The 24,977-nt window shown below is 39.1% G+C and carries 24 protein-coding genes; 3 read left to right on the forward strand and 21 right to left on the reverse strand.

Annotated elements, in window-relative coordinates; all coding sequences use genetic code 11:
• Positions 1–46: 46 nt before the first annotated feature.
• The 6 genes from murB to P8610_RS18595 form a co-directional block, all read right to left on the reverse strand.
• The gene (gene murB / locus P8610_RS18570; RefSeq protein ID WP_394605728.1) at positions 47–958 is read right to left on the reverse strand and encodes a UDP-N-acetylmuramate dehydrogenase; all 912 of its coding nucleotides are present in this window, start codon (positions 956–958) and stop codon (positions 47–49) included.
• A 473-nt stretch (positions 959–1,431) separates the two neighbouring features.
• A complete protein-coding gene (spoVE, locus tag P8610_RS18575) occupies positions 1,432–2,499 on the reverse strand; it encodes a stage V sporulation protein E (RefSeq protein ID WP_394605744.1) in 1,068 nt (355 codons plus the stop codon).
• A 69-nt stretch (positions 2,500–2,568) separates the two neighbouring features.
• Positions 2,569–3,921, reverse strand: coding sequence for a UDP-N-acetylmuramoyl-L-alanine--D-glutamate ligase (gene murD, locus P8610_RS18580; protein WP_289495778.1), 1,353 nt, complete (start codon positions 3,919–3,921; stop codon positions 2,569–2,571).
• Complete coding sequence (gene mraY / locus P8610_RS18585; protein WP_289495779.1) at positions 3,922–4,896, reverse strand: phospho-N-acetylmuramoyl-pentapeptide-transferase; 975 nt, start codon at positions 4,894–4,896, stop codon at positions 3,922–3,924.
• Positions 4,893–6,275: a UDP-N-acetylmuramoyl-tripeptide--D-alanyl-D-alanine ligase gene (locus P8610_RS18590; RefSeq protein WP_394605729.1), complete on the reverse strand. Its 1,383-nt coding sequence runs from the start codon at positions 6,273–6,275 to the stop codon at positions 4,893–4,895. Before P8610_RS18590 ends, mraY begins: the two co-directional genes overlap by 4 nt.
• Complete coding sequence (locus P8610_RS18595) at positions 6,272–7,738, reverse strand: UDP-N-acetylmuramoyl-L-alanyl-D-glutamate--2,6-diaminopimelate ligase (protein ID WP_394605730.1); 1,467 nt, start codon at positions 7,736–7,738, stop codon at positions 6,272–6,274. Before P8610_RS18595 ends, P8610_RS18590 begins: the two co-directional genes overlap by 4 nt.
• Positions 7,739–8,063: 325 nt before the next feature.
• On the opposite strand from P8610_RS18595, the gene P8610_RS18600 reads away from it, so the two are divergent.
• Positions 8,064–8,204, forward strand: coding sequence for a hypothetical protein (locus P8610_RS18600; protein ID WP_394605731.1), 141 nt, complete (start codon positions 8,064–8,066; stop codon positions 8,202–8,204).
• A gap of 53 nt (positions 8,205–8,257) precedes the next feature.
• On the opposite strand, the gene P8610_RS18605 is transcribed toward P8610_RS18600, so the two are convergent.
• From P8610_RS18605 to P8610_RS18655, 11 genes are all read right to left on the reverse strand, one after another.
• Positions 8,258–10,192: a stage V sporulation protein D gene (locus tag P8610_RS18605; protein WP_289495783.1), complete on the reverse strand. Its 1,935-nt coding sequence runs from the start codon at positions 10,190–10,192 to the stop codon at positions 8,258–8,260.
• A gap of 63 nt (positions 10,193–10,255) precedes the next feature.
• Entirely contained in the window at positions 10,256–12,466 is a 2,211-nt protein-coding gene (locus P8610_RS18610) for a penicillin-binding protein (RefSeq protein WP_394605732.1), read from the reverse strand.
• A 15-nt stretch (positions 12,467–12,481) separates the two neighbouring features.
• Entirely contained in the window at positions 12,482–12,841 is a 360-nt protein-coding gene (gene ftsL / locus P8610_RS18615; RefSeq protein ID WP_289495785.1) for a cell division protein FtsL, read from the reverse strand.
• A 14-nt stretch (positions 12,842–12,855) separates the two neighbouring features.
• A complete protein-coding gene (gene rsmH / locus P8610_RS18620) occupies positions 12,856–13,788 on the reverse strand; it encodes a 16S rRNA (cytosine(1402)-N(4))-methyltransferase RsmH (RefSeq protein ID WP_394605733.1) in 933 nt (310 codons plus the stop codon).
• A gap of 31 nt (positions 13,789–13,819) precedes the next feature.
• Positions 13,820–14,251, reverse strand: coding sequence for a division/cell wall cluster transcriptional repressor MraZ (gene mraZ / locus P8610_RS18625; protein ID WP_289495787.1), 432 nt, complete (start codon positions 14,249–14,251; stop codon positions 13,820–13,822).
• 128 nt (positions 14,252–14,379) lie between these two features.
• Positions 14,380–16,002: a bacillithiol biosynthesis cysteine-adding enzyme BshC gene (gene bshC, locus P8610_RS18630; RefSeq protein ID WP_394605734.1), complete on the reverse strand. Its 1,623-nt coding sequence runs from the start codon at positions 16,000–16,002 to the stop codon at positions 14,380–14,382.
• An 80-nt stretch (positions 16,003–16,082) separates the two neighbouring features.
• Positions 16,083–16,466, reverse strand: coding sequence for a DUF3397 domain-containing protein (locus P8610_RS18635; RefSeq protein WP_394605735.1), 384 nt, complete (start codon positions 16,464–16,466; stop codon positions 16,083–16,085).
• Positions 16,467–16,470: 4 nt separating this feature from the next.
• The gene (locus P8610_RS18640) at positions 16,471–17,358 is read right to left on the reverse strand and encodes a ketopantoate reductase family protein (RefSeq protein ID WP_394605736.1); all 888 of its coding nucleotides are present in this window, start codon (positions 17,356–17,358) and stop codon (positions 16,471–16,473) included.
• Between the two features lie 89 nt (positions 17,359–17,447).
• A complete protein-coding gene (locus P8610_RS18645) occupies positions 17,448–18,986 on the reverse strand; it encodes an acyl-CoA carboxylase subunit beta (protein ID WP_394605737.1) in 1,539 nt (512 codons plus the stop codon).
• A gap of 52 nt (positions 18,987–19,038) precedes the next feature.
• Positions 19,039–19,251 (reverse strand): acetyl-CoA carboxylase biotin carboxyl carrier protein subunit, encoded by a 213-nt coding sequence (locus tag P8610_RS18650; protein ID WP_289495792.1) that lies wholly within the window; start codon positions 19,249–19,251, stop codon positions 19,039–19,041.
• Between the two features lie 21 nt (positions 19,252–19,272).
• A complete protein-coding gene (locus tag P8610_RS18655) occupies positions 19,273–20,616 on the reverse strand; it encodes an acetyl-CoA carboxylase biotin carboxylase subunit (protein ID WP_289495793.1) in 1,344 nt (447 codons plus the stop codon).
• 167 nt (positions 20,617–20,783) lie between these two features.
• Between P8610_RS18655 and P8610_RS18660 the strand changes: the two genes are divergently transcribed.
• Positions 20,784–21,263 (forward strand): N-acetyltransferase, encoded by a 480-nt coding sequence (locus P8610_RS18660; RefSeq protein WP_289495794.1) that lies wholly within the window; start codon positions 20,784–20,786, stop codon positions 21,261–21,263.
• A gap of 36 nt (positions 21,264–21,299) precedes the next feature.
• Here the strand turns inward: P8610_RS18660 and P8610_RS18665 are convergent, their stop codons facing one another.
• From P8610_RS18665 to P8610_RS18680, 4 genes are all read right to left on the reverse strand, one after another.
• The gene (locus P8610_RS18665; RefSeq protein WP_394605738.1) at positions 21,300–21,869 is read right to left on the reverse strand and encodes an RsfA family transcriptional regulator; all 570 of its coding nucleotides are present in this window, start codon (positions 21,867–21,869) and stop codon (positions 21,300–21,302) included.
• 88 nt (positions 21,870–21,957) lie between these two features.
• Positions 21,958–22,719, reverse strand: a complete 762-nt coding sequence (locus tag P8610_RS18670; protein ID WP_394605739.1) for an enoyl-CoA hydratase/isomerase family protein — start codon at positions 22,717–22,719, stop codon at positions 21,958–21,960.
• Between the two features lie 82 nt (positions 22,720–22,801).
• Positions 22,802–22,975, reverse strand: coding sequence for a 50S ribosomal protein L32 (rpmF, locus tag P8610_RS18675; RefSeq protein WP_066240492.1), 174 nt, complete (start codon positions 22,973–22,975; stop codon positions 22,802–22,804).
• A 52-nt stretch (positions 22,976–23,027) separates the two neighbouring features.
• Positions 23,028–23,546 carry a YceD family protein gene (locus tag P8610_RS18680; protein WP_394605740.1) on the reverse strand — a complete coding sequence of 173 codons (519 nt, stop codon included), beginning with the start codon at positions 23,544–23,546 and terminating at the stop codon, positions 23,028–23,030.
• 150 nt (positions 23,547–23,696) lie between these two features.
• Between P8610_RS18680 and P8610_RS18685 the strand changes: the two genes are divergently transcribed.
• Positions 23,697–24,905, forward strand: coding sequence for a nucleotidyltransferase (locus P8610_RS18685; RefSeq protein ID WP_394605741.1), 1,209 nt, complete (start codon positions 23,697–23,699; stop codon positions 24,903–24,905).
• Positions 24,906–24,977: the final 72 nt, after the last annotated feature.

Below are 24,977 nucleotides of genomic sequence, written 5' to 3' on the forward strand. Positions count from 1 at the left end.
ATAGCACGGATATGGCCCATTTCAGCACTATTTATCCAATTTTTTGCTAATCATTTCGGCCGATGATTTCAACCTCTGTTTCAAGTTCAACATCGTGCTTTTCTTTTATTGTTTTTTGAATAAAGCTAATTAGATCTAGTACGTCTTTCGCTTTGGCATCTCCTGTATTTACGATGAAATTTGCATGCATCTCAGATACTTGAGCTCCACCAATTTGTGTTCCTTTTAGTCCTGATTTTTCAATTAGCTGACCCGCATAGTTCGGCAAAGGATTACGGAACACACTTCCGCAGCATGGAAAATTCCAAGGCTGAGTGTTTTTTCTGTATTCTTTATTCTTTTTAAGCTCTGCCATAATCGTTTCTTTTTCACCTTTTTCTAAGGTGAGTACGGCTTCGACACAAATTCCGCCTGTTTCTTGAAGTACGGATGTACGATAAGAAAAACGAAGCTCCTCATTTGAAAGCCATTTTAATTCACCGTCAGGAAATAGAATTAAAGCTTTTTCAAGAATTCTTGACATATCTGATCCATGTGCACCTGCATTCATAAATACGGCACCGCCGACTGATCCAGGTATACCTGCTGCGAATTCAAGACCGGTAAATGCTTCACGAGACATTAGAGTTGCAAGAGTAATCAAGGAGTACCCTCCACCGACCTTTATTTTATTATCATTTTTTTCAAGGTGGTTAAGCCCCTCCCCTACTTTGATAACAACTCCTTCGATGCCTCCGTCAGCTACTAAAAGGTTTGATCCTCTCCCAATCGCACGAATTGGAGCATTAGCTTCTTTAATATAAGTTAAAGCTTTTTTAAGACTTTCAATGTCTTTAGGCTCATAATAAAGATCGGCAGGACCCCCTATTTTTAAAGTGGTATGATTTTTTAATGGTTCATTTACAAGTACTGTTCCTAGATCTTCATTTTTTAATACTTCCGCTAATTGGCTATACATAATAAAACCCCCTACATTCATACGCATCATTCTATTTATATGCTATGCGTTAATCTTTTCCATGTTTTCAACGTTCATAAACATCGACAAAGTAGTATTCGAATGAATTACTCTTTTTGTTACTCTTTTTGTTACTCTTTTTGTCATTTTTATAGAAGGATAATTTCTATAACATTGCTGTTTACCTATTTATGTTTTCTCATCCTCTTCATTGAAAAGTTGATTGTAGTGTAAGGTGTGAGACTCCTGCGGGACGAGCGGTCAGGTGAGACCACTAAAGGCGCAAAGCGTCAGGGGGCTCACCGGACGCCCCGCGGAAAGCGAAGCACCTGGAACGGAAATCAACTGCTTTCACAAGCAACCAGCTTTTGCGAAAAGAAGAAATAAAAAGAAGATACCCTGCCATAATTGACAGGGTATTGTCTTTAAATCGCTATGTTTAGAATAAGAGAAATTCCACTGAAACTCAAGTATTAATACCTTGAATAGCGGCTAATATTGAGGATTACTCCGATAGATGCAAGCATCAATGTTAGCGATGAACCTCCATAACTTAAAAATGGTAATGTTATTCCTGTTACTGGCATTAATCCAGTGACTACTCCGATGTTAATCATAACTTGAATGGCTACCATTCCAATGATTCCAATCGCTAAAAAGCTGCCGAATAGATCTGGAGCTCCTAATGCAATTCTTATTCCACGCCATAGCAGCAGGCTGAACAGAATTAGAACAAAAACAGCACCGATAAATCCAAGTTCCTCAGAAAGTATGGCAAAAATAAAATCCGTTTGGGGCTCAGGAAGATATCCAAACTTCTGTCTGCTCTGACCTAAGCCTAAACCGAGCAGCCCACCAGGCCCAAGGGAATACAAAGACTGGATAATCTGAAAGCCGCTTCCTAAAGGATCGCTCCAAGGATCAAGGAATGAAGTAATCCTCTTAATTCGATAAGGAGCTGAAATGATTAATCCAGCAAGCCCTATAAGACCGATCAAACCCATACCTACAAAATGAGAGATGCGCGCACCAGCCACAAACACCATAACTATACTTGTTCCAACCATAACCGCCCCTGTACCCAAGTCAGGCTGCAGCATGATCATAGCAAAAGCTACCATCACCAATCCTAGTGTAGGCAACAAGCCTTGTTTTAGAGATGTGATCTTTTTTTGGTGCTCTGATAAATATTTAGCTAAAAAAGTAATCATGGCCAGTTTCATAAATTCGGAAGGCTGTATGGAGAAAGCTCCCACACCTATCCAGCTTCTTGCACCACCACGCACCATTCCTACACCTGGAATGAGGACTGCGATCAACAATACGAAACAAATGATTAATAGAATCTTAGACCAGACTCTCCATGTCATATAGTTGATATTCATAATAAAAAACATTGCTGCAATCCCTACACCGGCAAACAACAACTGCCGTTTAGCAAAAAAGAAAGCATCATCAAATTTGTATAGACCTAAATCCGCACTCGCGCTATAAACCATTATGATTCCAATGGATAACAGCAATAGCGTGACCACAATCATAATAATATCAGGGGTTGATCTCGTTGCAGGCAAAGGGAAACACCTCAACTCTTATTTTTTGTACAAACCTTATTTAAGTTTATGCACGGAGTTGATAAACATGTCCCCTCTTTGTTCAAAAGTCTTATATTGATCCCAGCTTGCACAAGCGGGAGATAACAATATAACGTCTTCTTCATGAGAAAGGCTGTAAGCTAGGGGAACAGCTTCTTCCACATTATCAGCACGTTTAATTGTTTCTATTCCTGCTTGTTTTCCTGCATCAGCTAATTTTTCAGCTGTCTGGCCAAATGTAACCATCGCCTTAACATTTTTTAGTGCAGGAATTAGATCGTCAAACGAATTTCCTCGGTCAAGCCCACCTGCCAATAGAATGACAGGATTATGAAATGCTGATAGTGCTGCATTTGTTGCTAATATATTCGTAGCTTTAGAGTCATTGTAAAAGCGCCTGCCGTTTTTTTCATCAACATATTGAAGCCTGTGTTTCACTCCAGGGAAGGTAGTTAAAACGTGACGAATCTGTTCTGTTTTAGCTCCTGCTAATATTGAAGCGCCCACCGCAGCCATAATGTTAGAAAGATTATGCTTACCAGGAAGAACGATGTCTTTTAATTCAATAACCTTTTGCTCTTGAAAATAAAGGGCATCTTCTTGTATGTAAACCCCTTCTGTACACTTCTTTGTAACGGAAAAAGGAATGTGCTTAGCACGAGAACTCTTCATTAACGCTGATACTTTTTCATCATCAGCGTTATAGATCGTATAATCATCCGAATTCTGATTCTCAGTTATCTTTGCTTTTGCTTTTCCATATTCGTCTATGGAACCATGATAATCTAGATGTGCTTCAAAAAGATTCAGAAAGACTGAGATTTCCGGTTTAAATCGTTCAGTACCCATTAGCTGAAAGCTGGATAGTTCCGCTACTAAAATATCGTCTGGTGTTGATTCAGCAGCAACTTCAGAAAATACCGTACCAATATTCCCAGCAACGATTGGTGTTTTTTCACTATTTTTTAACATCTCACCAATTAGTGTAGTTGTTGTTGTCTTACCATTCGATCCAGTTATCGCAATAATAGAAGCATCTGCGATCATTCCGGCGATTTCCACTTCTGTATAGATTGGAATATTGCGCTTTACTGCTTCAGCTAACAATGGGTTTTCATACGGAATTCCTGGATTTTTCACGATAAAATCCAGATTATTATCAAGCAATGTTAGTGGATGAGCTCCACAAACGACTTCAATGCCAAGCTGTTCCAGTTTTTCGGCTTCAATATTTCCTTCTCTTGGGCTTTTATCATTTACAAATAAATGCGCCCCAAAAGAATGAAGCAGTTTTGCTGCAGCAAAACCGCTTTTGGCTAATCCAACAATTAATATATTCTTTCCCTTAAAGAACTCAGTGTTTTTCATCTAAACCCACACCTCTAAATAAATTCCTAATGCAGCAAATACAAGTCCTACAAGCCAGAACGTTACAACGATGCGCCATTCACTCCAGCCAGATAATTCATAATGATGGTGAAGCGGACTCATTTTAAAGACACGCCGACCTGTTAGTTTAAAAGAAGTTACTTGAATCATGACAGAGAGTGTTTCAATAACGAAAACTCCTCCAATGATAACAAGCAAGATCTCCAACTTTGTTAAAATCGCAACAGCACTTATGGCTCCTCCAAGTGCAAGAGATCCTGTATCCCCCATGAATACCTTTGCAGGATGCGCATTAAATACTAAGAACCCGAGCACTGCTCCTACTACCGCAACAGAGAAAATTGCCGCTTCGAACTGAAGAACAGTAGAAGATAGTACTGCAAATGCTCCAAATGCAATGGCAGCTGTACCTGCAAGCAAGCCATCTAATCCATCTGTAAGGTTAACCGCATTTGACGCACCGATGAGCATGAAAACTACCAATACCGGATAGAACCAGCCAAGGTCCAACGAAAAATCGGTTCCTGGAACAGAAACTACAGTTGAGAAATCGATTACCCTTAAACCCAGGAAGAAAAGAGCAGCTATAATCAGCTGGCCAATCAGTTTTTGCTTAGAAGTTAACCCTAAGTTTCTCTTCTTCACTACTTTTATATAATCATCTAAAAATCCAATAAGTCCATATCCTAATGTTACAAGGATAAGCAAGTGAGTTTCAGCTGTAATAGCAAAAAACTTCGCTGTCATCGCATATGTTGCTATCACTAGCGCCAGTACGATTACAATCCCACCCATAGTAGGTGTTCCTTGCTTCTTTTGATGTGATTTTGGGCCTTCATCACGAATACTCTGCCCAAATTTTAATCTTCTTAAAAACGGGATAAAAAAAGGCGAACTCAGTACCGCTAGTAAGAAGGATGCTACTAAAGTAAATAATAAGACTTGCTCAATCATTTTTTCGACTCCTGTTCTTCTTCTAAAAATGTAGATATAAGGGTTTCAAGTACCATCCCTCTGGATGCTTTAAAAAGAATTGCAGTGTCTTTCGATAACAAACTTTCGATTGGAGTTATAGCTTCTTCTTTTGTCAGACATTGAACAACTTCAAGATTCTTTCGCTTTTGTTTATTCAATTCATCTGCAATCCATGCACCTTTTTGCCCTACACAAATAACATGGTTCATTGAATCATCCACATGATCTGCAATTTTTCTATGCATTTCTTCCTCGTTAGAACCTAATTCGTACATATCACCAAGAACTGCAACTTTCTTAGAATAGTCCTTTAACTCTGAGAGCGTTTCTAATGCAGCAATCATACTTGTAGGACTTGCATTGTAAGCATCGTTGATAAGGAGTGTTTCCTTCTTACCGCTTTTCATTTCAAGTCTCATTGATGTTACTTTTAAACTCTCTAGACCCTCTAAGATTTTATTTTCTTCTATATTCAAGTAATGCCCAACTGCAATCGCATATGCTGCATTTTTTATATTATGTCGGCCAAGCATAGGAATGCGGTAAACGGTAGTACCTTCTTCTAAAGTAAAAGAAACACCCTTCGCATCTGTTTTTATATTGGACAGCTTCAAAGTAGATGAATCTCCAAATCCAACTTGCAGTACATTTTCACCTTTAACATGAGAAAGAAGCGGTTCGTCTCCATCGATGATGAACAACCCGCCTTGCTTTAATCCATCTGCGATCTCAAGCTTTGCTTTTGCAATACCTTCGCGGCTCCCAAGCTGTTCAAGGTGACTCTCACCAATATTTGTGATTACCGCAACATCTGGCTCTGCAATTTTGCTCAACAAAGAGATTTCACCATAATCACTCATACCCATTTCAAGAATTAAAACTTCCGTCGACTCTTCCATAGCCAGAATCGTTAGAGGCATTCCGATATGATTATTGTAATTCCCTTGCGTTTTAAAGGTTTTGAAGTTTGTTGCAGACACACATTCAATCATATCTTTTGTTGTTGTCTTTCCATTGCTGCCTGTTACAGCAACGACAACTGGATTAATCTTTTTTAAATAAAATTTTGAGATTCTCTGTAAGAACTCTACTGTATCCTTTGTGTAAAGAACCGGAAAATCTTCTGGTAATCCAGCAGGAAGTTCTTTTCCTTCTTGCCAGATGGTAGCCGTACAGCCTTGCTGAATGGCATCAAGCAAAAAATCATGACCATCAAAACGCTCCCCCGCTATAGGGAGATATAGTGAATTTGCGCTTTTTTGCCGTGTATCTTTTGAAACTCCGTCTAGTAACAGATTATCTTTTTTCCCTGTCGACCGGTCTGCTAATGTGATCAGTTCCTTAATGTCTAATTTCATTTTTTCACCGCCTCAATCGCTTCCTTCGCAACGACTCTATCGTCAAATTCAAACACGTCTTTACCAATGATCTGATAAGTTTCATGCCCCTTGCCTGCGATTAGTATAACATCATCTGTTTTTGCACGTTCAACTGCATATTCAATCGCTTTTTTACGATCTGGAATCGTTACATAATTTCCTTCGTCAGCACCTTCTTCCATATCTTTTAAGATTTGGAGAGGATCTTCTGTACGTGGATTATCGCTAGTAAAAATAGCATTGTCAGCTAAATTCGCAGCAATGCCTGCCATGATCGGACGTTTCGTTTTGTCACGATCTCCGCCGCAGCCAACAATAGCAGTTATCTTTCCATTTGCAAATTCTTTAATGGTTCTCAACACGTTCTCCAAGCTATCTGGTGTGTGTGAGTAATCGACGATCACTGTAAAATCCTGTCCTGCAATGACTGGCTCGAATCTTCCCGGAACTCCGGATACCTCCTGCAGTGTAGAAAGGATCTGATCAAGTTCTAACCCAGATAATAAACAAGCTGTAGTAGCTGCAAGTACGTTATAAACAGAGAATTTACCGATAAGTTTAAGTGTAACTTCTCTAGATCCAACTGGTGTACTTAGAGTAAATGTCGTACCTTGAGATCCAATCGTTATATTTGTCGCTCGAACATCACTCTCATTGTCGATTCCATATGAGATTACCTGTGCTGATGTTACTCTCTCGAAAATTTTTGAAGCAGGATCATCATTGTTCAAAACTGCCACTTTTCGATCATTCTTTTGATAAGTATTCCCCATTTGAGAGAACAAAAGACTTTTTGCAAACTGGTATTCTTCCATATTTTTATGGTAGTCCAAATGATCTTGTGTCAAGTTTGTAAACACCGCAATGTTAAAATCACAGCCCCATACTCTTCCTTGATCAAGGGCATGTGAAGAAACCTCCATGACAGCTACATCTACTTTTTCTTTTGTCATTTCATTAAAAGCATTCTGCAAAAATAATGAATCAGGTGTAGTATTCGCTACTTTATATTTGCGGTCTTTAATTCTCATCTCAATCGTGCCGATCATGCCTGTACTCTTACCAGCATCTCTAAACACTTTTTCAATTAAATGAGAGGTTGTTGTCTTTCCGTTCGTCCCCGTTATGCCGATTAAGTGCATCTTTTGAGATGGATGGCCATAAAAGGCATCAGCTAAAACAGCGAGTGCTTTTTTTGAGTTTTTAACTTTTATCACTGGAATGTTAACGTCAATATCTTTTTCAGCTAAAATGGCCGCTGCACCATTATTGGCAACGGTTTGGGCAAAATCATGGCCGTCGAAAGTAAGTCCTTCCATACAAACAAAAAGACAGCCTTTCCCAGCTTTCCTGGAATCCATTTCAATGGAGGTAATTTCAGGATTGGCTTCAATATCCATTTCATAGTTCACTAAATATGTAAGCAGTTCTTTTAATTCCATTAATCCTGATCTCTCCTCTAATCATCGTTAAAAAGTACTTTTAAAATGGATCTGTTTTCATTTCATTATTAATAATGTCCGCTCCCATTTTGCGGAGTGACTGCCAAGGTTCTTTTGTTCCATCTACTTTAGAACATTGCAGCCAATTTTTCTAGCACGAGTGTGGTGAATGCTGTACTTTCGCTTCTAATGCAAGTTGATTGGAGTGAAAGGTGCGTGCCTACCACCCGATAAGCTTCTAAGCAAGGCATGCGACGAGGAAGCTCCCCTCGGTAGCATTAGCTTGTAGACGCAGGAGCAAGGATACCTTCTTTAAGGTGGGCAGGTGAGACACTTAAACGTGAAACGTACGAATGTGGCTCACCGCCTGCCCCGCGGAAAGCGAGCACCTGAAACGGAAATCAACTACTTCCAAGATCATCACTGTTTTACGAAAACAAACCCACAAAATAAACAGAGCGTTTAAGAGAAATAAGCCAAGGCAAGATTCCGCGCTTGGCTATGTGTCCATCCTTTATTTTAATCTTCCACGTCTTTTTTGTCACCCAAAAATAAACGAATGGTCTTTCCTGCTTCAAGCTTTACTCCTGCTCGGGGAGCTTGTTGTACGATGTAACTGCCTTTTCCGGAAGTTTCAATTTTTAAATTGTACAATAGATTTGTAAGATCTTTTGTTTCTTTGCCAACCAGATCTGGAACGACAACTTCAGTTGCATCAAGCCATGTTTTTTCCTTTTCAATCTGACCTTTCTGCTTCTTAACTCCCATAGCAGATAGGCTGTCTTCAATTATATTCCCAACGATTGGAGCAGCTACGATTCCACCGAACTGCAAGGTTTCCTTAGGGTTATCAATCGCTACATATACAACGATCTCTGGGTTATTGGCTGGAGCCATACCGATAAATGAAACGATATGATTGTTCTTTAAATAAACTCCGCCCTCAGCTTTTTGAGCAGTACCTGTTTTTCCACCAACACGGTAACCATCTACAAATGCATTTTTCCCCGTTCCCTGTGCTACTACACTTTCAAGAGCATGTCTTACTTCTTTAGATGTTTCTTCAGAAATAACTTTTCTTTTTAGTTTAGGAGTCTGCTTACTGACAACTTTTCCTGTTATAGGGTCCACAAGTTCTTTAGCTATATATGGTTCGTATAAATAGCCACCATTTACGGCCGCAGAAACTGCTGCTACTTGCTGAATCGGTGTAACCGATACACCTTGACCAAATGCCGTAGTTGCTAGCTCAAGTGGTCCTACACGATCTAAAGAGAATAAAATCCCTCTTCCTTCACCTGCTAAATCGACACCCGTCTTTTCTCCAAAACCAAAGTCTTTTATATAATCAAACAGTTTATCTTTGCCTAACCGCTGTCCAAGTATAACAAATCCAGGGTTGCACGAGTTTTGTACTCCTTCTAAAAAGGATTGACTGCCATGACCTCCTGCTTTCCAGCACTTCAGCTTCCTTCCAGCTACTTCAATCGATCCTGGATCATGGAAATGGTCTTTCTCTAAGTCCACTTTTCCTTCTTCAAGTGCTGCCGCCAGCGTAATGATCTTAAATGTAGAACCTGGTTCATATTGTGCCCAAACAGGCAGGTTCCGGTTATACACTTCCGGTGAAACACGCTTATATTCTTCTGGGTCAAAATCAGGCCTCGAGCTCATCCCAAGGATTTCCCCAGTGTTTGGATTCATAGCAATGGCTATTGCTCCATCAGGATTATACGTCGCTTGTGCGATATCGAGTTCTCTTTCAATAATGGTTTGTACGCGAGAATCAGTCGTGAGCCTAAGATCATAACCATCCTTTGGTTTTTCATATTTATCAGATAGAGAAGGCATACGCCGTCCACGTGCATCAGAGAAGAATGATATATGTCCTTTTTCACCGTTCAACTGCTCATCATAATATAATTCAAGTCCTGTAAGTCCTTGGCTGTCGATACCTGCAAACCCTAGCACGTGCGAAAGATATGAGCCGTACGGATAATGGCGCTTGCTGTCCTCTGCAACAAAGACACCCGGAAGGTTTAATGCCTCTACTTCTTTGGCTTTTTCATTACTGATTTTTCGGCCGCCATTATCTATCCTAACGATAGACGCTTTTTTGGTGATCCTTTGATAAACTTCTGTCTTTGATATATTTAACATGGCAGCCAGCTTTTCTGCCGTATCATCCGGTTCTTTTATTTGTCTAGGAACTACAAAAACAGTTGGAGCACTAATGTTTGTGGCTAGTACTACATCATTCCGGTCCAGGATTTTTCCTCTCTTTGGTTCAAAAGGGATATCCCTGCTCCAAGAATCGAGGGCTTGGTCAGTCAGCATATTTCCTAATACAAATTGAACATAGCCGAGTCTCACAGAAATGACAAAAAAGAAAGCTAGTCCAAATACAAGAACAAAAATTAAGCGCCTGCGTACTGTAACATTTGAAACTCGCACACACAATACCTCCCTTGTATGGTTCGTTTCAAATATATGCTTGTACACAAGCGCTTAGAACAATTAGTCAGTTATTGGCAGATCTTCTTCTGTATTCTCTTCGGACGTATTATCACTTTCTTGTTTATTCTCTTCTGTTTCTGGTTCAGTTTCCATTGGCGGTTCGAGCTGAACTACGAAGAAGTCCCCTTCCTTAACAGGATTTCCAGGTTTGATGCTTTGTTTAACAGCAAATCCGCTGCCTGTTATCGTTTCTTTCACACCGAGAAGTTTACTGACCCTTAAAATATCCATGTAAGACCAGTCTTTAACATCAGGCATTTTTGCATCACCTGTAGTTCTTAGTATTACCCGTTCGCCTTTCATGACATAAGCACCTTCATATGGTTCCTGCTTCGTAATTTCATCTCCAGAACCGATCACAGAGACTTCCATACCCAGCTTTTCCAGCTCTGTTTTTGCTTCTTTTGCAGATTGACCTGTATAATCAGGCAATTCTTTTCCGTAAGACTTTTTAGCTTTAACAGAATTGTTCTTATCTTTTGCTTCAGGCTGAATGTTTAAGTATTGAAGACTACTTTTCATAACACTCGTAAAGATATTAGCAACAGGCGTTGAACCCATTTCAGGGAATTCAACCTTAGGCCGCTCAACAGCCACATATACTAATAGTTTCGGATCATCTGTTGGTGCCATTCCAAGAAAAGAAAAAACATTCTCTCCCCAGCCTGAGATATACTTTCCATCTTTTCCTACGATTTGTGCAGTTCCCGTTTTTCCTGCGACACTATAACCGTCGATCATATAAGGCTTACCTGTTCCATCCGTAACAACTGTTTCCAATATATCTCTTACTTGTTTAGCAGTTTGTTCAGATATTGGATTGCCCGCAACTTCAGGTTCATTTGACATAACTGTTTTTTTTGTTTCAGGATCCATGATTTTGTCGATTACATACGGCTTCATCATTTTTCCGTTATTAGCAATTGCGGTTGCCGCTTGAATCTGCTGAATCGGTGTAATCGTTGTACCTTGTCCAAAAGCGGTTGTCACTTTTTCAATTTCATAGTTATAAAGGATAGAGCCATTTTTTTCATTAGGAAGATCAATATTGGTCTTTTGATCCAATCCAAATTTAGAGATATAGCTTCTATATTTCTCATAACCTAGTTTTTCACGTACAAGCTTTGAAAAGGCAACGTTAGAAGAGTTCTGAACCCCTTCGTTATAGGTGATCGTACCCCATCCTCTTCTATTATGGTCATAAATAGGTCTGCCGATATTCGGAAGCTTGTATGAACCAGATTGAAAAACATCGTTCCCGTTATATTTCCCCTCTTGTATTGCTGCAGCTAAAGTAAAGATTTTCATCGTTGAACCTGGCTCAAACGGATAAGATACAGCAAAGTTCGTATAGTTCTTTATATCCTTTTTGTTTGGGTTAAAACTCGGGGAGTTACTCATTGCGAGAATTCGCCCCGTTTTTGGATCCGCAACGATTCCTGTTATCTTTTCTGGCTTATATTTTTTAGCTGCTTCTTGTATAGCTTCATCTAGATAGAGCTGTATTTTTTCATCTAGAGTTAAGTAAACATCCTGACCATGTTTTGGCGGCGTAATCGATTCTTTATTAGCAGGTATCGCTCGGCTGAACGCATCCCCTAAAAAGGTAATCTTTCCGTCTTTTTCCTGCAAATATTTATCCAGCGATTTTTCAAGTCCCATCAATCCTGCTTGAACTCCGTTTTCTCCGTTACCTGTATAACCTAGAACATGAGCAGCAAAGGATTGATTAGGATAATATCTTCTAGACTCTCTCAAAAAATCAATTCCTGGAATTTTCATCTTTTCGATCTGTTCTTTTTTTCGGTAAGATACTTTTCTACCAGATGGAATCTCTACTTGAAATCTTCCCTCTTTGCTCAATAAAGCTTCTAGATTATCTTTCTCGGTGTCTAAGACTTCAGATAATTTTTCTGCAGCTTCTTCTGGATCTTTAATGTGGTTTGGGTAGTTTTTATCCAGAATAGCTATAACACTATAGGAAGGGATATCCTGCGCGATGACTTCACCATTGCGATCGAACATCGTTCCACGCTTTGCATCTAGAACATCGCTTTTCATCCATTTCCTTTTTCCATATTCAATTAAATCCACCCCTTCTGCTGATTGAGAAGAAGCTACGAGAAAAAACTTACTCGTTAATACAAAAAAGAGCACGGTAAACAAAACCATAAGAATACCTGCTCCAACATTTTTTCTTTTTAATTTCATAACAACACCTGCTTTTTAGTCCTGGACCACTTTTACATTCTTATCGTCAAAGATGAACCCTTGTTCCTTCGCCAATTTCATGATTCGTTCTGGATTGCTCAGTTCTGTCACTTGCAGGTGATAATCTTCAACAATTTTTGTTTCAGCTGAGATTTTATTTTGAGTGGCCACAACTTCTGCAGATGCTTGATAGACAGAAGCATATAGAGAAATGAGCCAAATTAATCCTGCTACTAATACAACGCCCATAGCCCCCCATAAAATCACTTCACCTTTTGTAAATAATTTACGGGATGGCTGCTGAACCGGTTTTGGGTTTCTTTCAGGCTGTCGTTGCATTTGTTGATTCTGAACTTGATAGGCTAAATTACTCACTTTAGCTCTCCTCTCTATTTTTGTTTTTCAGCAATTCTCAATTTCGCAGAACGTGATCTTCTGTTTTCTTCAAGCTCGTTTTCTGTAGGTACGATCGGTTTTCTTGTAATGAGCTTTAATTCAGGTTTGAATTCTTCAGGTATGACCGGCAGCCCTGGAGGTAATTCCGGGCCTGTACTAGCCTTTTTGAGTATATTTTTACACGCACGATCTTCTAACGAATGAAACGTGATGACTGCAATCCTTCCACCGACATTTAACAGTTCAATAGAGTCTTGAAGTGCATCTTCAAAGGCGTTCAACTCATCATTTACAGCAATACGAATGGCTTGAAATGTCCGTTTTGCAGGATGTCCGCCTGTTCTCCTTGCAGGAGCAGGAATAGCTTCCTTTATTATTTCGACAAGTTCTCCAGTTGTTTGAATCTCTTTTTTCTCTCTTGCCGCTTCGATTTTCCGAGCGATCTGTTTAGCGAATTTTTCTTCGCCATATCTCGAGATAATCTTCATCAAATCATTAAACGTCCATTCATTTACCACTTCTTTTGCTGTAAGTTCACTTGACTGATCCATTCGCATATCAAGTTCAGCATCATGCTGATAGCTAAATCCTCTATCCGCTTCATCTAGTTGCGGGGATGAGACACCTAGGTCAAAAAGGATTCCATCCACCTTATGTATGCCACGGTTAGCAAGCTCTTCTTTTATGTAACGGAAATTGCTGCGAACAATCGTAAACTTACCTTCATGTTCCTTCAGTACCTTACGCGCGTTTTCAATAGCTTTGTCATCTTGATCAAAGGCATATAAATGGCCAGTTTCTAATTGAGACAAAATTAGAGCACTATGACCTGCCCCACCCATCGTACAATCAACATAAATACCATCTGGTTTAACGTGCAAACCATCTACAGATTCTTGTTTTAAAACAGTTATATGGTCAAACATGGAAAATTCCTTTCTGCTGTAAACTTAAGGGCTATAAATCGAAGTCCATTAGACTTTCTGCAATTTCTCCAAAAGAGTCTTCTGACTTTGAGAAGTATTCTTCCCAAATCGATTTGCTCCAAATTTCAATTCTATTCGAGACACCTATGACTACGCAATCCTTTTCTAGTTTTGCATAATCTCTGAGTGGGGATGCAATATTCACTCTTCCCTGTTTATCAAGCTGACATTCAGCAGCTCCAGAAAAGAAAAAACGTGTAAATGCACGTGCATCCTTCTTTGTAAATGGCAAGCTCTTAAGTTTTTCTTCGATCACTTTCCACTCACTTAAAGGATAGCCGAATACACATTGATCCAACCCACGAGTCAAAATAAACTCTGTGCCTAGCTCTTCACGAAACTTGGAGGGGATGATCATACGTCCTTTTTCGTCGATGTTGTGCTGATACTCTCCCATGAACATATGATCACCCCACTTTCTCCCCTAAATCTACCACAACGCTCCACTTTTCACCACTACAAGTATTATTCGTGTGCAAAAAAAAAAATCCTGCTGTACCACAGGATTTTTTCTAAAAAATTTTCTATTATTTATAAGTAGATGATTTTATGTTTTCCATTGAATTCATAAGGGTATTGTAGAAGTTGTTTTATAAGTTGAGGTCCGATTTCATTCGTGAATTGGTAGATGTTCCAAATTCTTTCTTGCAAGATCTCAGTAGGTTTTAATTGAAGCATGATCTCGTCAAATTCAGCTAGCGGCTCTTTCACTTTTTTCCGAACACGCTGTTCCATCTTCTGCTCGATATAGTCGATTTCTGAAAGGATTCTCTTTAGATTATGATCTGCAACAGGAAGGAGTTTCGAATCAATTTCTTCTGCCAATTTTAGAAGTTTTCCATAAGAGACAGTAAATTCTGCTTTGACAGATTCAATGGATTCATTCGTTTCAATCGGTCTATTACTAGCAAACCATTCTCTTTTGAAATCATCTGTTCCATTTTCTAAAACCTGTTTCACTGTTAACTTTTTAGAATTCATTAACTCGAGGATACGATTCGTTACAAGCGTAAAAGACAGCCTTGGAGTTAATATGGGCATTTTTCTATTAAATTGATGGAATACCTTCCCTAGCACCGCCCAATAGGCAATTTCACCTGGGCCGGCAACAAAGGATAGAACGGGCAGCATAAATTCTTGCATCAAAGGACGTGTTACAACATTGTTGCTGAATTTCTCAGGATGATTCACTGCTTCCTCTAAAAGTTCTGCCTCAGAGATTGAAAAATCGTTTTCTTTTGATGAAAAGCCATCTTCAGAACGATATAAAAGGATTCTTTCATTATCTTTCGTATAAAACATATGAGCATTGTTTTTTTGAATTTCTATCGGATCACGGTATCCGCTTTTGTTAAGTTCGTTCGTTTGAGAAATAAAAGCTCCATCAATATCTCTGTTTTTAATGATCATATCTTTTAAAATATGGGATTGAAGTTTCTTGAATTCCGGGTCGCCAGAATCTAAAAGAATTAAACCTTCATCTGCAAACCACTTGGAAAGCAGTTGAGCAAAAAAAGTAACAATAGAATCAGACTTCTCTAATATTCTTTCTGACTCAGCTAAAAAATCACTCGTATATGCCGTCTCACCAAAAGCACGAAATACTTCTTTTAGCCACGGCTTAACATCTTCTTTGTTCCAACCCCACATTGATGCGGAAGATTTAACAGATGAAGCTGCTTTTAAAGATATTTTTTTAGCCGTGTTATTCTTCGGTACCATTACATGATTAATTTCATCCATATCATGATCTTCACCCGCGATCCAAAATATCGGAACAACCGGCACGTTAAGTTCTTTTTGAGCTTGTTTTGCTAATTGAATTGTACTAATGCACTTATAAATAACTAAAAGCGGTCCTGTAAGGAGACCTGCTTGCTGTCCACCAACAACAGCTAAACTTTCAGGTGAATTCAGTTTTTGTATATGGTCCAAAGTTTTAGACGAAGAGCCTATTTTATCATTATAAGAAAACAAATAGTTTGTTAGTCCTTGCCTCGGAAATGAATAACGCTTCAATTCCTGCTGTCGTTTCGTCCATTCATGTTTATCATGATGTGCTTTATAATCAAAAAAACGGACAACTTCCGAATCTCCGTTGGAGTACCTTTCAAGAAAAGGTGATGTATGAAGCTGCATTTCCTCCAGTCTCATTTATGTACTTCCTTTCTTCGTATCAATTACATCCTTAACGAGTATAGCAAAGAAATGTTAATGACAAAAAAAGATTTGCTCTAAATGTCCAAAATCCGTGAAACGATACCATAAGACATTAATGAAAAATAGCCGATAGTGAGAATAAGAAACTGCAAACGCCAATTAAGCCTTAAAATTTTGCCAATGGATAGGTCAACTTCATATTTCCAAATAACATATGTAAACAATAAACAGCCTGATAAAAATAATAAGAGAAGGATCTCATAATAAGATTGGCCCCAAATCTCAACTGTCATTCTTTCGATTGTGAAAAACAAAAAAAATGTTGTACTGTCAATACCCGCCTTAAAGGCCTTACTTTTCTTTTTCGTAAGCTTATATATACTCTTATTAACAAGTACAAAGACGATGTAAGGAACGGTTATTAACGTAGCAATAATCGCACCTAATATACTAATCAATCACTCATCCTCTCCAATCCAATGCTTTTACAGCTTCATATACAAATCGAGAATAGGGGGTGTCAATCTTAAGGCTGATCCCTCGTTTGATGATTTCACCCGTTATGCTGTCTATTTCCGTTTGCTGACCGCTTTCCACACTCTTTAACATCGAGGAGCGGTTCAATGATGTATTTCTGCAAAGGATTAGCAATTCCTTCCATAAGTCTTCGCGTCGATCGATTAAATTCAAAACGGTAACAGCTTCTTCATACAGCTTTTTCATTATAGAAAATGCATGTTCATTCGTGAGCAGTTCCCCATTCGTTATTCTTAAAATAGCTGATAAAGGATTTATAGAGGCATTCATAATTAATTTTTCATACACCATCGTTTCCCATTCTTCTTCTAAATTTACAGGTGAAGTATTTGAGTTTAGAAGCGACTTCCATTCATAATGAGAATCCCCTCGATAGGAAGCCAGCTTAATTCTTCCTTCTCCCAAATGATGAACAGTTGAATGATTTTCTTTTACAGCTCCATGTTCCACTACACCTACACATACTTGTTTGTGAGGCAATTTGTCTATAAAAGAAAGATGACTGATACCATTCTGTAAAAAGAGGTACGAAATCTCTTTATAATCTTCTAGCCACTTTAGATCTTTAATTGCTGTTTGCTTAACTGAGATTATACAAACGGGTTCGTTCCCGCTAAATTCTTCAATAGGCTTTGCTTCAACTCTGACGTTTGATTTTACACCTTGTAAGTTTTTGTAGGTGAGTCCGAACTTCACTAGCTCTTCAGCCTGTTCAGCGCTTCGTGTATAGATAACAGGTTCTTTTCTATTTATCTTTAAAAAATATGCGACCAACAAGCCTATTGCCCCGCCACCAATTATACTTACCTTCATAGCAACCCCCATAGCCGTTTGATTATCTTGATATTACCATATATATGAAACATTCAAAAAACCCTCCCGTACTTGCGGGAGGGTTTCGTTTAAACTGGGTAAACAGGGTGTTTACGCTCACTAAAAATCATCTCTTTGTTTTCATAGAAAGCAAAACGATTCGTAAGTTCGTCTCGCAATGAAGAAGGTGAAACGATATCGTCAATGATCATTTCAGATGCAAGCTTATAAATATCAATGTGTTCTTTGTATTCTTGCTGCTTTTGCTGAACATATTGAATACGTTCTTTTACATCTTCAATTTCATTTATCTTGTTTGAGTATACTGCATTTACTGCAGCTTCCGGTCCCATAACAGCAATTTGCGCCGTTGGCAGCGCAATACAGCAATCTGGTTCAAAAGCAGGACCAGCCATCGCATAAAGACCTGCTCCATATGCTTTTCGAACAATAACTGAAATTTTTGGAACGGTTACATCGCTCATAGCTGCGATCAGTTTAGCTCCATGACGTATAATCCCAGCTCGTTCTACTTTTGTTCCAATCATAAAGCCTGGAACATCTGATAAGAAAAGGAGAGGAATCGAGAAAGCATCACAAAGCGTTATGAAACGAGCTGCTTTATCAGCAGAATCAACAAACAATACGCCGCCTTTTACTTTAGGCTGGTTCGCAATGATACCTACAGGCTTTCCGTCAATACGGCCAAAACCAGTAACAATCTCTTGCGCGAATAACTTTTTCATTTCAAAAAAGCTTCCTTCATCAATAAGACCGTCGATAAACTCATACATATCAAATGGCACGTTTTGATTTTCTGGAACAATCGCTTCTAACTCTCTGCCTGCTTTAGGAGGAATCGCTTCGGAAACAGGAGCTTTCTGCTTGTAGTTGCTAGGGAAGTAAGATAGGTAACGTCTAGCTTCTTCAATCGCTTCTGTTTCGTTTGCAGCTAAAAGATCTCCGCATCCACTAATTGAACAATGCATTCTTGCTCCGCCCATTTCTTCCAATGTTACTTTTTCACCGATTACCTTTTCGGCCATACGCGGACTTCCTAAATACATGGATGCATTCTGATCAACCATGATTACGATATCACAAAACGCCGGGATGTAAGCTCCACCAGCGGCTGATGGACCGAACAGAATACAAACTTGGGGAATCATGCCAGACATTTTCACTTGATTGTAAAAAATCTTACCTGCTCCACGGCGGTTTGGAAACATATCAATCTGATCAGTAATTCTGGCACCTGCTGAGTCAACTAAATATAGCATCGGCACTTTTAGCTTTTGAGCAGTCTCCTGAATTCGGATGATTTTTTCCACTGTTCGCGCTCCCCAAGAGCCAGCTTTTACAGTCGAATCATTAGCCATTACGCAAACCGTTTTTCCGCCAAGTTTACCGATTGCTGTTACAACTCCATCTGCCGGAAGATCGCCCGCTTGGTTGTTCGCAAATTTAGCATCTTCTACTGTATATTCGCCGTTATCAAAAAGCAGATTAAGCCGATCACGCACAAACATCTTATTTTGAGAACTGTTTTTCTCGTGATACTTCTGTGCACCGCCTGCTTCGATTTGTTCGATTTTTTCTTTTAGTTGGTTTTCTAATTTTGTAACCATGATATACCTCCTTTAAGAGAGTGAGCGCTCGCTCAGAATTTGTGCAGAGCTATTATTTTAATGTAACGAGTACATCGCCCTCATTAACAAAATCTCCAGATGCAAATTTAACACTTTCTACAGTTCCGCCGTCTGCAGCATCAACTGGGATTTCCATTTTCATCGACTCCAAGATAATAACGGTTTGACCAGCAGTTACTTCTTCACCTTCACTTACCAATACTTGCCATACTGTACCTGCCATAGATGCTGTGATTTCTTTCATTTCTCTCTCTCCTTTTTCTAATTACGATTTACTTACTGTTCGTTTGCTTAAATAGCTTGTCGTATAGTCGCCTTTTACAAAATCCTCTTCTTTTAACAGCATTTGAAAAAGTGGGGCATTTGTTTTAAGCCCGTTTATTTCAAGCTTTTCAAAGAATTCAACACCATGTTTAATACATCCCTCACGATTGGAATCGCTTACAATAATCTTCGCAATCATAGGATCATAAAAAGGTGTAACCGTATTTCCGCTTTCATAACCTGTATCTATTCTTACATTGTCCATTTGCGGCCAAAGAAGTTCCTCGATTTTGCCAGGTGACGGGAAGAAAGTTATTGGATCCTCAGCGTAAAGTCTAAACTCCACTGCATGACCTTTGCTCACAATCTCATTTTGTGTCAGAGGCAGCTTTTCACCTTGTGCAACTTGAATCTGCCATCTTACTAAATCAAGACCCGTAATACTTTCTGTAACAGGATGCTCTACTTGAAGTCTAGTGTTCATTTCTAAAAAATAAAACTCACCGTTTTCACTTACAACAAATTCAACTGTTCCTGCATTTACATAATTTACTGCTTTAGCCGCTTTCACCGCTGATTCCGTAATTTTGGAGCGAAGACTTTGTGTCAAAAATGGTGATGGTGATTCTTCAACTACTTTTTGGTTACGGCGCTGAACACTGCAATCCCGCTCGTAGAGATGAACGATATTCCCATGGGAATCACCCATAATTTGAACTTCTATATGTCTTGCATTCTCGATACATTTTTCTATAAACATTCTGCCAGAACCAAAGTAATTTTTGGCACGCTGCTGTGAAGATACAAAGTGCTTGCGAAGATCTTCGTTATTCAGGCACTTTACCATTCCAATTCCGCCACCGCCGCTGCTGGCTTTAAGCATAACAGGATAACCGATCTGTTCAGCGAGTTTGACCCCATCTTCTACATCTTCTATAGGCTCAATCGTTCCAGGAACAATGGGAACATCTGCTTGCTGCATCGTTTTTCTTGCCATAATTTTATCGCCCATCCACTCAATCGTCTGAGGTGAGGGACCAATGAATGTGATACCCGCATCCTCTATCTTTCTGGCAAACTCATCATTTTCAGATAAAAGTCCATATCCTGGATGAATGGCGTCTACCTTATGTTTGAGTGCGACCTCAAGGATAACATCACTCTGCAGATAGGATTTGGCAACCGGTGGTTCACCAATATGTACAGCCTCATCAGCAGCTTTTACAAAAGGGAGGTCTTTGTCTGCTTCAGAATATACAGCTACCGTTTCAATGTTCATTTCTTTACACGTTTGGATAATTCGAAGAGCAATTTCCCCACGATTGGCAATTAAGATTTTTTTCATGTTAATCCTCCTTCCTTGTTGTCAACATTACGTTTTTCGACAAAAAAGCCAAATATCCTTTTTTGTAAGCGTAAACTAAACGAATATTTTATTTTTAAAGAATTTTTTGCATAATTAGTATATACTATAACTATAGAGAAAAGTACAGGATGACTGGGGGAGAGAAGATGTCAAAGTATGAAGTAAAAAAATTATTAGTTAACTATAAAACGCTTGAAGAGTTTAAACATTTTAAAGAATATGGTGTTCAAGAGCTGTCAATGCTCGAGGATCTTCAAGAAAATATGATTGAAAACGACAGTGAATCTCCGTTCTACGGAATTTACTATGGTGATAAACTAGTGGCACGCATGAGCTTATATCAAATTGAAGCTGCTTACGATCAGTATTTTGATCCTCCTCAGGATTATTTGGAGCTTTGGAAACTAGAGGTATTGCCCCACCATCAAACAAAAGGGCTTGGTAAGGCATTAGTAGAGTTTGCAAAAACATTCCAGCTTCCAATCAAAACGAATGGCCGACAGCAATCAGGCGGTTTCTGGGAAAAGATGGGCTTTGAAGCTGTAACGTATAATCAAGATCGCGATCGCGGTCAGAATCCTTATGTTTGGTATCCTACAGGTGTAAGTGAACAACGCCTTGCATAAAAGCATTAAAAAAAGATGGCGAAATCGCCATCTTTTTTAATTTCTTACTGGTACTTCTACGAGTTTCCTCGCTCTATCCATAATCTGCAAAACTTCTTTATAATCCCTGTTAACCGTCTCATATTCTTTATTTACTTTACTAAGTTTGCTTTTTAAGTTGCCGTTTTCCTTCTTTAATTGCTGAAGCTTTGATAATAACGCACTGTTTTCGGCTTCTAAGTTTTTTGCCGAAGGTTCTTCGATTTGAAGCTGCTGTAAAAATAGTATAATTTCATTTAATGTTAGTGGCTTCTCATTTGGATTGCTGTTATTGGAATGGCTGTGTTGAGCTGCAACACTCTCTTCTAATGTTGAAAGATGCTGTTTCACTTTTCTTTTATTGCGCTCTTTTCGAACTTTTTTTGCCTCTGCAATCGCTTTGTCATATTGTTTTCGTATAAGTGAGTTCCACCTGAATCCGCAAGCAGCTGGCGTTCTTGTTAACTTCTCTCCTACTTCTTCAAAAGCAACTAGCTGTGTACTGCCTTCCCGTATATGCCGGAGTGTAACTTCTGCAAGAATTGCATCTTCGTCTTTTGTCCAGGCATCCTGGCGCAAATTTGTCATTTAGATCCCCCCATTTTAGTGGTTTGTAATAAGAATATGCTAGTGCTAGAAAAGATAGACTTTTTATTCTACTAAAATGAGGGAAAACTTATTTATTTAAAAACGCCTCTACTCTTTTATGATGATCATCAGAAGCCCACAGTTTTGCACATCGCTCAATTTCCAGCTGTACACTTTTTTTGATTTTAGCTCCATCATATCTTTGAAGCTGCAATGTTTTATAAGAGGTGATCACTCCGAGAGGCTGCTGTATATATCGCTGTAAAAACCGCTCTGTTTCTTTTAAGCTGTTTCCTTTTATCACGTATTGAATAAATCCGCGGTCCATTCCTTGCTTGGCTGTAACAGGGGTAGAGCTATATAAAAGATCCATCGCTTCAGTCTGCCCCATTCTCTCTAGCAAATAACTACCGCCTCCCCAACCTGTTGTGATGCCTAAACGACCTTGGATAAATCCTACTTTTGCTTCAGCTCGCGCAAGTCTTACATCACATGCAGCGGCAATTTCACAGCCGCCGCCAACCGCCGATCCGTTTATTAAAGCAACGGTAGGCTTTGGAAAGAAAAACAGTTCATCTAATACAGTTCCCATTTTAGAAAGCATTCCATATGCTTGTTCTTCAGTCTTAAGAGAATGGAAAGCACTTAAATCTCCTCCAGAACAGAACGCTTTTGTACCCGCTCCTGTGATGACGAGAACTTTCACATCATTATCCTGCTTGGCTGCATTCAAAAAATCAGTTAGAAGCTTCATCACTTCAAAATTGATAGCATTTCTAACTTCTGGCCGATTCAAGGTAATCCACCCAATTCCATTCCTTTTCTCCCATAATACAGGCTGTTCACTCAACTCATACACCTCCAATTCAAAGAAAGCGCTTCTATTTTTATGTATATGAAAAAACAGGAAGCCTATAGCTCCCTGTTTTTCATTACTTGCTTACTACTTCTTTTCCTTTGTAAGATCCACACTCACGGCAAACGCGGTGAGATAACTTGTATTCTCCGCACTGTGGACACTTTACCATACCAGGCATGGAAAGCTTGTAGTGTGTACGACGCTTCGCTTGGCGAGTTTGAGAAGTTCTGCGAAAAGGTACTGCCATTTTGTATCCACCTCCTTAAAGGTTCTAGAAAGAATCATTATAACCTATTCTTTCACTTTTTGTCTTCGTCAAAAAATTTAGCTAGACCTTCTAAACGCGGGTCAACCCGGTTTTTCATGTCTTCTTCCGTAACCCTCTGCCATCCTTTTCCTTCTTTAGGAGCCGGACTGTCTGTCACATCAGCAGCCGTAATTTTCAACGGTTTTTCAAGCAAAATATGCTCTTCGATGACAGGGAGAAGGTCAACGTAATGTCCTTCAATTTTGTGAAGGCTTTCTTCATCTTCGTATTCCGTATAGTTCGGATCGAAAACAAAAATTTCCGTTGTTTTTACCGAGAATGGAAATTCCACATCTACCAATGTGTTGGCACATGGCAACACCATTTTTCCTTTTATGTTTAAGTAAAAAGTGGCTTTTTGCTGAGTTACATCTGCATGTCCTTCTACGTGAACAGGATCAACGCTTCTGATCTCCGGGTCTTTTTCCATCACTCCGCTCGCATCAACATTTTGTTCAAACGTTAACGGTTTACGGTAAAAATTTTTTAATTCTTGTAGTGACCATTTCATGTCTTTATCACCTCAAGGCAACAGTAGTAATTATATCGGTCAAAATATAAAATGTCAATATTATATCTTTACAGTGACACTTTTGATTCTAAACTCTTTTTAGTACAATGTAAACAAGTATAATCGAACGCTTAAAAGGAAGTGGAACTGTTGAAAGCAACAGGTGTTGTTGTAGAATATAATCCGTTTCATAATGGACATTATTATCATCTGCAAGAAACGAAAAACCTTACGAATGCTGACTGTGTGATCGCTGTAATGAGCGGGAATTTTCTTCAACGCGGAGAACCAGCTCTACTATCAAAATGGAAACGAACAAAAATGGCGCTGTTAGGAGGAGCTGACCTTGTTATCGAACTGCCTTATGCATTTGCAACAAGTCATGCACCACGTTTTGCTCACGGCAGCATTTTTTTACTCCAGGCTTTAGGTGCAGAATCTTTTTGTTTTGGCAGTGAGTCCGGGGATATAAGTGTATTTAACAAAACACATGATTCTTTAGACTCACAACAAGATGCTTATCAATCAAACATCCGAAACTTTATTTCTGATGGCTTCTCTTATCCTGCGGCCTCAGCAAAGGCATATGAAGCTCTTCATACACATCTACCGCTCGACCTTAGTAAACCGAACAATATATTGGGCTTTGAGTACATTCGTGCTAGCCGCGAGCTTGGTAACAATATTAAGCCGCTGACTATAAAGAGAAAGAACGCAGATTATCATGATGTCGTGCTAGGCAATGGCAATATCGCGAGTGCTACTGCAATACGAGAAGCGGTATTTTCTGAAGATATGAGTAAAGCTCAAAATTATATGCCTGACTTCACTTATGATTTGATGGTAGAAGATCAGCAAGAAAAAGGCACATTAATAAATTGGGAGCGTTTCTTCCCCTTACTCCGTTATCAATTATTATCTTCAAGTCCTTCAGAAATAAACGGCTACTATGAAGTTGAAGAAGGATTAGAATACAGAATGATTGAAGCAATAAAGTCATCTGACAGTTTTAAAACATTTATGACCCTTTTAAAGACGAAACGCTACACTTGGACAAGATTGCAGCGGGCGTGCCTTCATGTATTGAATAAAATACAAAAAGAGGAGATGCAGAAACTTTTAGAATCAACTCCTGCTTATATACGTGTTTTAGGAATGACTGAACAAGGGCAGAAATATTTAAGTTCAGTCAAAAAATCAGTGGAACTGCCATTAGTGACGACGGTTTCAAAGCATGACTTTCCAGGACTCCGAATGGAAGCCAAAACGTCACTCGTGTATGCACAAGGTTCCCTAGTGAATAAGATATCCGCTGAAAAAGAGGAATTTAATACACCGCCTGTAATCGTGAAAAGCTGAGAATCGCTCGTAAATGCTGAGAATCGCTCGTAAATGCTGAGAATCGCTCGTAAATGCTGAGAATCGCTCGTA

It is taken from the genome of Fictibacillus sp. UD, from assembly GCF_043558025.1.
GTDB lineage: Bacteria > Bacillota > Bacilli > Bacillales > Fictibacillaceae > Fictibacillus.